This window comes from Bacillus cereus group sp. MYBK5-2, from assembly GCF_051915685.1.
GTDB lineage: Bacteria > Bacillota > Bacilli > Bacillales > Bacillaceae_G > Bacillus_A > Bacillus_A cereus.
In genome coordinates, this window is the sequence record NZ_JBQAFE010000013.1 from 16,373 (window position 1) to 28,043 (window position 11,671).

The window sequence follows — 11,671 nt, forward strand, 5'->3', positions numbered from 1 at the left end:
CTGTGTAGTATATTCAATTAAGAGATAATTTTATTTGAACATTGTTTTTGTTTTTAAATGAAGCTTATTCAAATTGATACTAATAAATTTGATAAATAATCATAGAAAAGAGCGTGTTTTGAAAAAGGTAAATCAAAACACGCTCTTAATATTTTCAGTTGGTTTATTATTTTATAAAAAGTTTAATCATTTCCTATCTGCATTACTATACTATTAGACTCTTTTCTTGAATATGTCTAATAGTTAATGTGCAGAATTCAAGTGCTTATAAGGAATACTTAGCTAACTGTTCACCCCAAGATGATAATTCAATTTCAATAAATCCTGCTTTTTTATATACAAATTTAGCTGTAAGGTTTTCAGGAGCATATCCAATCATTATTATAGAAATGTTCGCGTTATTATTACTTCTTATCTCATCAATTACCAGATGTATAGCTTGTTTACCTATACCTTGTCCTTGAAATTTTTCATCAATCATAAGTCTATAAATCCAATAATTATTATCATCAGGATCTATCCCAAACATAGTAAATCCTATCATTTTTTCATCAAGATAAATACCGTTTGCATAGAAATTATCTAGAAATTGAACTTCTGCGATAGAATAAAGGTTGGATGCAATAAATGTTTGTTGTTCTTTGTTAACAGATAATCTAATTGCTTCTTCCCAATTACTTTTGTCAATTGGCTTTAAATAAATTGTTTTCAATCTGATACTCTCCTTCTAATATTAAAGGGGAACCACGTAGTTTATGGGCTATTGGAACGTTATCCCCTTATTTTTTCGCCCAATCAAATAGAAATAATTTCTCATCGACAACGCCTCCTTAAAGGTATAGTTAAAAATACGTTATTATACTCAATATAATTATATTCTTTTCTCTATATTTTTTTAAAGACCTTATTATCCATATCAAATTTCACTGTTAACTTAATAACGGTTATTCAATTAAATGGTTCTGTAACGGAATAGTTTATTGTCATTCAACAATTCCTTAATTGCTCTTTCACTACCAGAAGATGTTCTTTTCATTATAAATATGCCCTTTATATCATCAAAAAGGGGGAAAGGTGCAATCATAATTCTAAATAACTGTTAATATAACGATATTTAATAGATTTTGACACATTTAAAATGTTTAAGGTTTCTTCAAAAGGCGCTCTTTTTTAACTTTTAAACCTTATCTCAAGCTTAAAATTGTTTTGAATTATACAAAATGTATCCTTAATAGCAACATGTTTTTACATTAGTTAATTGCGTTTGATATACTGCTTTGGCTCAGTGCAACGGATAATGGGTTCAATTAAAGGGTATTATCAAAAAGAATACTATAAAACAATTTAAGAAATAGATAAGGGGTGAACAAGTGGTGGAAAACATGATAAATGAGGATAATTTGGGTTTACAAAGGCAACCTTCTCAAAAAACGGTTGGTCAATATTTATTCGATTGTTTAAAATTGGAGGGCATTAACGAGATTTTTGGTATTGCAGGGGACTATAATTTTACACTTCTTGATACTTTAGAGTGTTATAAAGGTATCCGCTTTATAGAAGGGCGGAACGAACTAAACGCGGGCTATTCTGCAGATGGCTATGCAAGAATTAAAGGGATGTCCGCTCTTATTACAACTTTTGGAGTTGGAGAACTCAGCGCTTGTAATGCTATAGCCGGAGCTAATAGTGAGCATGTACCAATCATTCATATAGTGGGTGCGCCTCCCGAAAATGATCAAAAAGAGCATAAGCTGATGCATCACACTTTAATGGATGGGAATTTTGATGTTTTTCGCAACATGTATGAGCAAATTACTGCATACAGCACGGTGCTTACGCCTGAAAACGCTAAAATTGAAATTCCAGCCGCAATTCAGATTGCTAAAGAAAAGAAAAAGCCTGTATATCTTGTTGTGGCCGATGATTTAGTCACCAAGCCGATTAAAAATCGTGTAGAGCCAACACCCCAACGCCCAACATCCAATTTGAAAACTCTTCAAGCTGCGGTCAATCATGTCCATAAGCTACTAGATCGTGCACATCGACCAGTTATACTGGTGGATGTGAAAACCATGCGTTTCGGTCTTCAAGCGGCAGTTCAACAACTGGCAGACACCATGAATGTTCCTGTTGCAACGATGATGTACGGAAAGGGAGGATTCGCCGAAACCCATCCAAATTATGTGGGAATGTACTTAGGATCTTTTGGAGATTCTGAAGTTCAAAGTAAGGTAGAAAATGCAGATTGTATCATCGCAATTGGTATGGTATTCGCAGATACTAATACCGCGAGTTTTACCGCAAAACTAAACCAGCGGATAACCGTCAATATTCAACCGGATATGGTTAAAATTGCTGAGGCAGAGTATTCGAATGTTCTTGCAGCTGACATGTTACTTGCAATACAGAATGTGGGTTATAAGGGGCAAGGCTTGGTGGAAAAAATGTCATTCCCTTACGACCAATTAAATACTAACACCGATGCCCCTCTAATAGCGGCGAACTATTATCCACGTTTTCAGCAGATGCTGAAAGAGGAAGACATTGTAGTTGTCGAGACCGGTACATTCTATTACGGAATGGCAGAGGTGAGACTACCGAGCGATGTAATATATATTGGGCAAGGTGGTTGGCAGTCCATCGGTTACGCAACCCCCTCAGCGTTCGGTGCTATTATGGCTGTGCCTGAACGCCGAGTGTTTCTGTTTACAGGGGATGGAGCCTTACAACTGACAGCTCAAGAAATCAGCACCATGCTTTATTATGGATGCAAGCCTATAATTTTTGTCTTAAACAATGATGGTTATACGATTGAAAAATATTTGAATGTAAAAACAAAAAATCAAAAGTACAACAAAATTCCTCAATGGTCTTATACTAAGCTAGCGGAAGTTTTTGGAGGCGATGCGCTTACAGCTACAGTCCGTACCTACGGAGAGCTTGATCAGGCAATAAACCAAGCTGAAATAGAAAGTACTGAAAAACTCTGTATTATTGAAATGATTGTAAAAGATCCAATGGATGCATCTAGATATATGAAAAAGATGCGCAATTATATGGAGAAGCAGGAAATGCAGCGTACTCAGCAATAGTCTTGAATAGACCAGGAAGATAAGTCTAATTTTTTTAGAGGAATTCTGAAAAATTCACAGAAAAATTGTTAGGTGTATTTTAAGATATAAAGTTGATGAATGTTCGATATATTAGGAAGAAGCGTGTTTTGAAGAAGATAATCATAACACGCTTTTTTTATATTCAATTGCCATCCCTTATTTGATACTAATAGCACAGTCCAAATCATATTCTTATAATAGAAAGGGGTGTAAAGTTAATTGATAAAAGTAAAAGTTCGTTTACAACCCATTGTAAGTAAGATAAATCTACCCACTGTTTTAAAAACAACTATACTTCCAGGTGAATCAATTGAAAGATTATTTATTGCAACCCAAGTAGGAGAAATCTTTTACATAGGAGACGAAGAAATAAGAATTTTTTTAGATATTCGTTCTCGAATCATAAAATTAGGGAAGTCTGAACAAGGTGGATCTGGCAGTGGATATGATGAAAGAGGATTGCTAGGACTAGCGTTTCATCCACAATTTCATTATAACGGTTTGTTTTATCTTCATTATTCATTGGCTGGAACACAAGGACCGGGCGCTCTTGCTGAACCTTTTAAGCCTAATCCATGTGACCCAAAAACGTTAAATTTAAGGTGGATAAACAGGGAAACTCAATATGATCATATTGATACCGTAGAAGAATGGATTTTACAACCGAATGGTCAACCTCAAAAAAGACGTACATTACTTAATATAAGAAGGCCATTTCTTAATCATAATGGAGTTAATAGCCTAAGTTTTTCACCCGAAACTGGGGCACTTGTTTTAACAACTGGAGATGGTGGATCGGGCTATGATCCATTTAATTTAAGCCAGGATGATATGGAGATAGCCGGTAAAATAATTGAAATTGATGTAGCTAAGAATACACTTATCAATAATCCTCCTGTAGTCACACGTTTTGATGAACTTCCCTCATCTATTCAGGAAACTCTTACGGTAATTGCTAAAGGCGTTCGTAATATCACAGGTATTTCATTTCAAAGGTTTTATAATCAGTATATTAAATATGTGGGAAATGTTGGGCAGGATTTGGTGGAATCAATTTTTTCATTTGTTCATTATAGACCTATACCAGTCACTCAACTTGTTCAAGCTTCTTTAATGATGAGATCTACTTCTGACCAAGACGGATTTATTAACTTTGGTTGGCGTGGATGGGAAGGGAATTTTCCTACTTCTTTTATAAGACGCTGTTCTTCAACTCCCACTTTAGATGAGAAAACAATAGCTTATTATAATGAAACAGTTAAAACCTCAATGAAGCGGCTTCAACCATTTATTAGTTATTTTCATAAAGGTTCAGGGCCTGATAAATTTGATGGAACTGCACTTACAGGTGTCCAACCATATATGGGGAATGGAATCCCGAATTTAACTGGAAGTATTGTGTTTACCGATCTTGCTCGGAAGGAAGAATCTAACTCCCCAGTTAGAGGGAGTTTAGCCTATACTCGTCCTAGTATAGATGGTAAATTAAATGATTTTAGTGTTATTGAAACCGATTATAATTTTGGATCTCAATCAGCTTATTATGTTAGCTTGGGAACAAACCTAAATCAAACTAGATTATATTTAGGGGTTTATGAATCTACAAATGTGACTGATTTGAACAAAGGTACTATTTTTGAAATTGTTCTATAAAACATTATCATAAAAATTCAAACGGTAGGGTATGTTATATCTTTATGAAAATAAAGAGAAGGCATTTCAAAATAAATATAATTGCGAATTTAGAAAAAGGGTATTCAGCAATATTTTGCAAAATTTACGTTCATGAATTTATAGTAATACCAATTGAAATAACTGCTATTTTAAAATATTTTCAGAGGAGCAATCGTTCTCGCGATTTTATTATAAAGGCAATACTGCATAAAACACGCGGGAATGAATAGTATAGAAAGTGGCTGTTTGGATATTTTTAGGTGGTGATTTTAATCGAATGGTTTGTCCGTTATTGGTATCAATCGATGAGAGGGATAGATGGAGACCATATTCACTTGAAAAAGATCCCTTTTGCAGCCAACTTGGTTATTACAGCCTTGATGAGTACACTTGCTACCATGCTTCAATCAGCAGGAGGCTTTATGCCAGGTATAGGCTACTTAATTAGTTTTTTAGCGACATTACCAATTTTTTTAGTTACGTCCCTTTCTATTCGTCAAGGAATCCTTTCTTATATCCTTACAATTCTCCTTTTATTTATCATTCAGCCGAGTGAATTAATTATTTTTCCATTTACAACAGGTTTATTAGGTATAGCTATAGGTGTGTCTTTTTTTCAATTGAATAAGAGAATTTGGGTTGTTTCTTTTTCATCAATATGTCTACTGGCGGGTATCCTGGTGATACTGTATGTATTCCGTTTCCCAGTACTGGGCCCTACTGTTAATACAATTATAGATGCTAAGGTTATTGCAATAATATTTATATTAAGTTTTTTTTACTCCTGGCTATTCGTTGAACTTTGTAGAATATTTTTTAATAGATTGTATCGTTTTTTATAAATGTTGACTAAATTCTATTGAACGAATAAGTGTTGTAATATTAGAGGTTTTAAAAGGAGGCGCAAGATGAAGCTAGCTTTTAGTACAAATGCATTTACAACATACACATTACCCGAAGCTATTTCAGAGATTGGAAAGTTGGGGTATAAAGGGGTTGAAATTTTAGCGGATGTTCCTCATGCTTTCCCACCTGCACATAATGCTGCTTGGGTAACTGATGTACAACAAAAACTAGAAAAATATGGCCTCGAGGTCTCAAATATAAACGGAAATACAGCAGCTGGATTTTTTCCATATTCTACTGGAGAACCTACATTTGAGCCTTCATTATGTAATGCAAGAGAAGAGGTGAGGAATCAGAGAATTAAATATACAAAACAATTAATAGATTTAGCTGTAATAGTTAATGCCAAAAACATCAGTATTACAAGTGGAAAGTGTCTTTCAGGGAACCCACCAGATCAAGCAATTAATCATCTTATAAATTCACTAATAGAGATTATGGACTATGCTGAACGACGTGAAATCAACGTAGGGATTGAGTACGAACCTGGCCTTTTAATAGAAAATGGAAAAGAATTGAATGAATTAATTCAAATAGTGGGATCAAATAGGCTGGGTGCAAACCTTGATCTCGGGCATGCAGATGTAATAAGAGAGGATATTCCCACTTTATTATCAAGTTTAAAGTCTAGGATATGGAACATCCACCTAGAGGATATAGCAGATCATAAACACTATCATCTTATACCTGGTCATGGGAATATTGATTTTAATCAATTATTTAATTATGTAAAGCAAATTAAATATAAGGGATTTATTACAGTAGAATTATATACCTATTGCAATGATCCAGTACTGGCAGCAAAGGAATCTATAGAATTCCTTACACCATATTTTAAGAATAGCCTTTTATGAGGGGAGATAATTTATGAAATATTTTGATCCGCACATCCATTGTTATTCTCGTACAACCGATGATTATGAAAATATGAGTCTGGCCGGTGTACGCGCTGTTGTAGAACCCGCATTTTGGCTTGGAAGCGAACGCCGTTATCCTGAAACCTATTTTGATTACTTCCAACATTTGCTTACCTTTGAACCTGAGCGTGCTAAGCAATATGGAATCACTCATTATTGTTGTTTAGCTATGAATCCAAAAGAAGCAAATAACATTGATATTGCCTATCAAGTAATTGATGGATTGTCCGAGTATTTGCAACATGAGCGGTGTCTTGCAATTGGGGAGATTGGATTTGATAGGATTACTCCTGAGGAAGAAGATGTGATGCGGAGACAACTGAAATTGGCTAAAGACCTCGATATGTTAGTTATGGTGCATACTCCCCATCAAAATAAGCGGGAGGGAACAAGAAGAACAATAGAAATCCTAAGGGAAGAAGGGCTTGAACCTGATAGGGTATTAATAGATCATAATAATTCAGATACTATTGATCTTTCCTTTGAATATGGAGGCTGGAGCGGAATGACAATTTATCCGACGAAAGTTTCAACTGATGAAGCAATTGAAATAATTGAACATTACAGCATAAATAAGATTATGGTTAACACTGCAGCAGATTGGGGACCATCTAATCCTCTTAATGTTGTAAAAACTGCGCTTGAGATGCGAAAGAAAGGGCATGCGGAAAATATCATTCAAGAACTAGTTTGGAATAATCCAGTTCGTTTTTATGAGCAATCTGGAAAATTAAAACTAGATTCATAAGGGGTGAAAAGATTATGAAACTTGCATATAGCAGTAATGGATTTAAAAGATATGACCTGTTAAAAACAATAGATATATTATCCGAAATCGGATATGAAGGCATAGAAATCTTACTAGATATCCCGCATGCTTTTCCACCTGAAGTAACGAATGAGAAAATACTCATGATAAAAGACAAATTGAAGCAACGGAACATGACTATATCAAATTTAAATGCATTCATGCTGTATGGAATAAAAGATAATTGGCACCCGTCTTTTGTAGAGATAGATGAAACAGAAAGAATACAACGTATAGAACATACCCATAACTGTATTGATTTAGCTCAAAAACTCGGTGCAAAGACACTATCTACCGAACCAGGGGGGCCACTCATCAATGTAGGGAGGGAATGGGCAAATAAAGTTTTTATTTCTGCAATGGAAGAATTGGCTGATCATGCCGAAAAGTCTGGCGTAACAATCCTCGTTGAACCTGAGCCTGATTTATTAATTGAAACATCAGATCAATTTATAGAATTTAAGAAGGCTGTTCCTTCGCAGGCAATTGCATTAAATTTTGATATAGGACATTTCTTTTGTGTTGGAGAAGATCCCGCTGCATTGGTTTATAAATTGCTACCATATACACAACATTATCATCTGGAGGATATTGCAGCAAATCGTGTACATGAGCATCTAATTCCTGGTCACGGTGCTATTCCTATCCTGGAAGTTTTACAATCTATAAAGAAAACGGGTTATGACGGTTTTATTACCATTGAATTATATCCTTATGAAAATCATGCAATATCGGCTGCCAAAGAATCTTATGACTATGTGCAAAGTATCCTTAACAGCCTATGAGAAGAATTCGTACTTATTTTGAACTGATAAGATTTCCAAATACCTTTACAGCGATGGCAGATATATTGGCAGGAACCTGGATTGCAGGAATAGTTTTGAATCAAAGTTATTTCAGTCAGATTATTCTTCTTCTGTTAGCAAGCGCATGTATATATGCGTCAGGGATTATTTTAAATGATTTTTTTGATTTTGAAATAGATAAAAGTGAGCGTCCTGAGAGACCTTTACCATCTGGTCGTATATCAATTCATTCTGCTTTATGTTTTAGTTTTGTGCTTCTTACTGTAGGTATCATATCTGTATGTTTTGTTTCAGGTATCAGCTTTTTAATTGCTTGTATCCTCATTATATTGGTATTTGTATATAATCGCTATTCAAAGCATTATGACGTTTTAGGACCATTAACGATGGGGCTTTGTAGAGGAGTTAACTTGTTACTAGGATTAAGTATTGTACCAGATAAATTAGTAGAATTTTGGTGGTTAGCGGGATTAGGGTTTATATATATTTTCACTGTTACTGTAATGTCTAAAGGTGAGGTTGGATCCGGCCTCTATCCTATACGAGTAAGAATTATGGCAGGAGCGGTCTTAACATGTGCTATTGCTATTTTGCTTTTGCATTTCTATGGTGTATGGGGAACAACTGTTATTACGGTAATAGTTTTTTTATTATGGACTTTTTCAGGAATTTTACCAGCATTAGCAAATCCAATATCATCTAATATTAAAAAAGCAGTAGGAACATGTATAATTGGTCTTCCATTATTGGATGGAGCAATTGCTGCTTCATTTGGAGGATGGCCAGCTTTCTTTTCTGTATCTTCTTTCCTAATTATAAGCTATATCATGTCTCATATCTTTCCCGTTACATAGATGAAAGGATGATATCTATGGAGAAAAAGAACGTGGTTGTATTAGATATTATTAGTTTGACGGAGGAGCATCTAAATGATGCTGAATTAACCCCAAATATTCAGAAGTTGCTAGAGAATGGCCAACAAGCAAAAATTAAACCTGTATTTCCGGCTGTAACTGGTTCAATGCAGGCTACGTATATTACTGGAACCTCACCAGCTGAACATGGAATTATTTGTAACGGTCTTCCAAATTGGGATACAAAAGAGATAACAATGTGGAATCAAACAATGCTACCTGTTGAAGGTAAAAAGATATGGGAGAAGTTGAAGGAAGAAGATTTGACAGCTGAAACAGCAGTGTTGTTTTGGCAGTTCAGTAAGTTGAGTACAGCAGACTATGTAGTTACTCCTGCCCCAATTCATCTCGATAAAAAAACAATTATGTGGTGTGATTCAAAGCCGAGGGGGCTATATGAAAAATTGAGGGGGAAATATGGGGAGTTCGATTTGAAGAGCTTCTGGGGTCCGCTCTCTTCAGTTAAATCCAGTGAATGGATATTAGATGCAGCAATAGATGTTTTAGAAGAATATAAACCAAGATTATCACTTGTATATCTACCCAATATAGATTATAACGCACAAAGGTTTGGGCCTGAAAGTGAAGCTGCGAAGAGATCCATTAAAGAAATTGACAGTTTAATTGGAAACTTTGTCGAGCAATTGGAAGAGCGCAACTTGAAGGAGCAAACACGGCTAGTTATTTTATCAGAATACAACTTTAAGACAGTTAATAGACCTATATTTATCAATCAAACGTTGAATAAAGAGGGATATGTGGCTATCAAGCATATTGAAAATATGGATTTTCTCGATTTAGAGATGTCAAAAGCTTTTGCTTTAGCAGACCATCAATTGGCCCATGTATATATTCAAGATTCACGTGATATTGGGGTAGTGAAAGCAATTCTGGAGAGAATACCAGGTATAGCCGAGGTATGGGGAGAAGAGGAGAAGCGGGCTCATAAGATTAATCACGAGCTTTCAGGGCAATTAATTGCAATTGCGGAACCTGACAGTTGGTTTGTGTATTACTGGTGGTTGAACGATGAACAGGCACCAGAATTTGCATACAATGTAGATATTCATAGGAAGCCTGGTTATGATCCGGTAGAGCTGTTTGTAAATCCAAAGACATTCCAAATACCACTAGAACCGGAGCGAATCAAAGGATCTCATGGTTTACTAGCAAAGGATAAAGGAGATTATGTGTCACTTGTAGTAACAGGGAGAGATTTTGAACTTCCAGATACATTAGAAGCAACCGAAGTCCATGACTTGTTGCTAAAACTTGTGGGGAATGAGGGGTGGTGAAAGAATGACATATCAGATAGGTGTGTTATTTGTTGGAGTACTAGGCGCAGTGGCAACAACAACAATTTCCGGAATCTTTGCAGTCAATCAAAATCTTGCTCCACTAAAGGGCGTTATTTCTACAGAGAAAGAATTCGAGACACTACAGCTAACTCCACTCGATCAGATTGCTTTTGGTGGATGGGATATACAAAAGGATTCATTGATAGAAGTAGTACAAAAATATGGTATCATTCAGGAATCTATTTTGCAGAAAATTGAAGTGCAACTCAATGATGTTCCTATTTGGCAAGCACCACTGGCTAATGTAAATGATTTTGTTAAAGGAGTCTATAGTCTGACAGGAGAGCCTGAGAACTTAATGAGCGCAGTGAATCAAATTCAGGCAGACATTGAAGATTTTAGAAAAAAATATAATCTTGAGAGAATTGTTGTGATAAATACTGCTTCAACGGAAGCAAAGACAAAAAATCATTCATTATATCAGTCTTTAAAAGCATTTGAGACAGGGTTAAGGGAAAATTCATCGGATATTCGACCGAGTATGCTTTATGCCTATGCAGCTATGAAATCAAAATGTGCCTATGTAAATTTCACGCCAAGTGTGACGACTGAGATACCAGCACTACAGGAATTAGCAGAATTACAAGCTGTTCCGACAGCAGGAAAAGATGGACGGACAGGGCAGACTTTATATAAACATGTTTTAGGAAAAATGTTTAAACAACGCGGATTGAATATTGTCGGGTGGTATAGCACGAATATCTTAGGGAATCAAGATGGTGCAGTTTTGGAACATCCAATACATTCTTCAACAAAAATTGATTCGAAATCCATTGGGTTAGAACAAATATTGGGATACAGTAATTTTGATCATAAAGTAAGAATTGATTACTTTCCTGTCCGAGGAGATAGGAAAGAGGCCTGGGATACGATTGACTTTGAAGGTTGGTTAGGAGAACGAATGACAATGAAAATTAATTGGCTAGGTATCGATTCGATTTTAGCTGCGCCTCTAATAATTGATTTGTCCCGTTTTATGGATCATGCACTTAGAGAGAGGAAAGTAGGAATAATGGAACATCTTTCACTCTTTTTTAAATCACCAATTGGAGCAGATGAGTATGCCCTTGATCAACAATATCAAACATTATTAGAATATGTGAAGAATTTTGAGGGTAATGTTTAGTATCCGTGGTGACCTTAGAGTTGAAAAAACATGAATGTAATATTGGAAA

10 protein-coding genes are annotated in these 11,671 nt (G+C 35.4%); 9 read left to right on the forward strand and 1 reads right to left on the reverse strand.

Translation table 11 applies throughout. From position 1 onward, the window contains the following. Nucleotides 1-265 precede the first annotated feature (265 nt). Entirely contained in the window at nucleotides 266-712 is a 447-nt protein-coding gene (locus ACTFP3_RS27285) for a GNAT family N-acetyltransferase (protein WP_440011803.1), read from the reverse strand. Between the two features lie 661 nt (nucleotides 713-1,373). Between ACTFP3_RS27285 and ACTFP3_RS27290 the strand changes: the two genes are divergently transcribed. From ACTFP3_RS27290 to ACTFP3_RS27330, 9 genes are all read left to right on the forward strand, one after another. Further along, entirely contained in the window at nucleotides 1,374-3,092 is a 1,719-nt protein-coding gene (locus ACTFP3_RS27290) for an alpha-keto acid decarboxylase family protein (RefSeq protein ID WP_440011804.1), read from the forward strand. A gap of 240 nt (nucleotides 3,093-3,332) precedes the next feature. Further along, nucleotides 3,333-4,766, forward strand: a complete 1,434-nt coding sequence (locus tag ACTFP3_RS27295; protein ID WP_440011806.1) for a PQQ-dependent sugar dehydrogenase — start codon at nucleotides 3,333-3,335, stop codon at nucleotides 4,764-4,766. A 293-nt stretch (nucleotides 4,767-5,059) separates the two neighbouring features. Then, nucleotides 5,060-5,629 (forward strand): hypothetical protein, encoded by a 570-nt coding sequence (locus ACTFP3_RS27300; protein WP_440011883.1) that lies wholly within the window; start codon nucleotides 5,060-5,062, stop codon nucleotides 5,627-5,629. 66 nt (nucleotides 5,630-5,695) lie between these two features. Next, a complete protein-coding gene (locus ACTFP3_RS27305; RefSeq protein ID WP_440011809.1) occupies nucleotides 5,696-6,547 on the forward strand; it encodes a sugar phosphate isomerase/epimerase family protein in 852 nt (283 codons plus the stop codon). A gap of 13 nt (nucleotides 6,548-6,560) precedes the next feature. Next, nucleotides 6,561-7,358 carry a TatD family hydrolase gene (locus tag ACTFP3_RS27310; protein WP_440011810.1) on the forward strand — a complete coding sequence of 266 codons (798 nt, stop codon included), beginning with the start codon at nucleotides 6,561-6,563 and terminating at the stop codon, nucleotides 7,356-7,358. Between the two features lie 14 nt (nucleotides 7,359-7,372). Next, nucleotides 7,373-8,203 carry a sugar phosphate isomerase/epimerase family protein gene (locus tag ACTFP3_RS27315; RefSeq protein WP_440011811.1) on the forward strand — a complete coding sequence of 277 codons (831 nt, stop codon included), beginning with the start codon at nucleotides 7,373-7,375 and terminating at the stop codon, nucleotides 8,201-8,203. After that, complete coding sequence (gene eboC / locus ACTFP3_RS27320) at nucleotides 8,200-9,078, forward strand: UbiA-like protein EboC (protein ID WP_440011813.1); 879 nt, start codon at nucleotides 8,200-8,202, stop codon at nucleotides 9,076-9,078. The genes ACTFP3_RS27315 and eboC overlap by 4 nt, the downstream gene beginning before the upstream one ends. Nucleotides 9,079-9,095: 17 nt before the next feature. Next, nucleotides 9,096-10,433 carry an alkaline phosphatase family protein gene (locus ACTFP3_RS27325; protein WP_440011815.1) on the forward strand — a complete coding sequence of 446 codons (1,338 nt, stop codon included), beginning with the start codon at nucleotides 9,096-9,098 and terminating at the stop codon, nucleotides 10,431-10,433. 4 nt (nucleotides 10,434-10,437) lie between these two features. Beyond that, a complete protein-coding gene (locus tag ACTFP3_RS27330) occupies nucleotides 10,438-11,622 on the forward strand; it encodes an inositol-3-phosphate synthase (protein ID WP_440011816.1) in 1,185 nt (394 codons plus the stop codon). Nucleotides 11,623-11,671: the final 49 nt, after the last annotated feature.

Coding starts and splice junctions, on each gene's coding strand:
- ACTFP3_RS27325 (WP_440011815.1), top strand. CDS start 9,096: ATGGAGAAAAAGAACGTGGTTGTATTAGATATTATTAGTTTGACGGAG.
- ACTFP3_RS27315 (WP_440011811.1), top strand. CDS start 7,373: ATGAAACTTGCATATAGCAGTAATGGATTTAAAAGATATGACCTGTTA.
- ACTFP3_RS27310 (WP_440011810.1), top strand. CDS start 6,561: ATGAAATATTTTGATCCGCACATCCATTGTTATTCTCGTACAACCGAT.
- ACTFP3_RS27305 (WP_440011809.1), top strand. CDS start 5,696: ATGAAGCTAGCTTTTAGTACAAATGCATTTACAACATACACATTACCC.
- ACTFP3_RS27330 (WP_440011816.1), top strand. CDS start 10,438: ATGACATATCAGATAGGTGTGTTATTTGTTGGAGTACTAGGCGCAGTG.
- eboC (WP_440011813.1), top strand. CDS start 8,200: ATGAGAAGAATTCGTACTTATTTTGAACTGATAAGATTTCCAAATACC.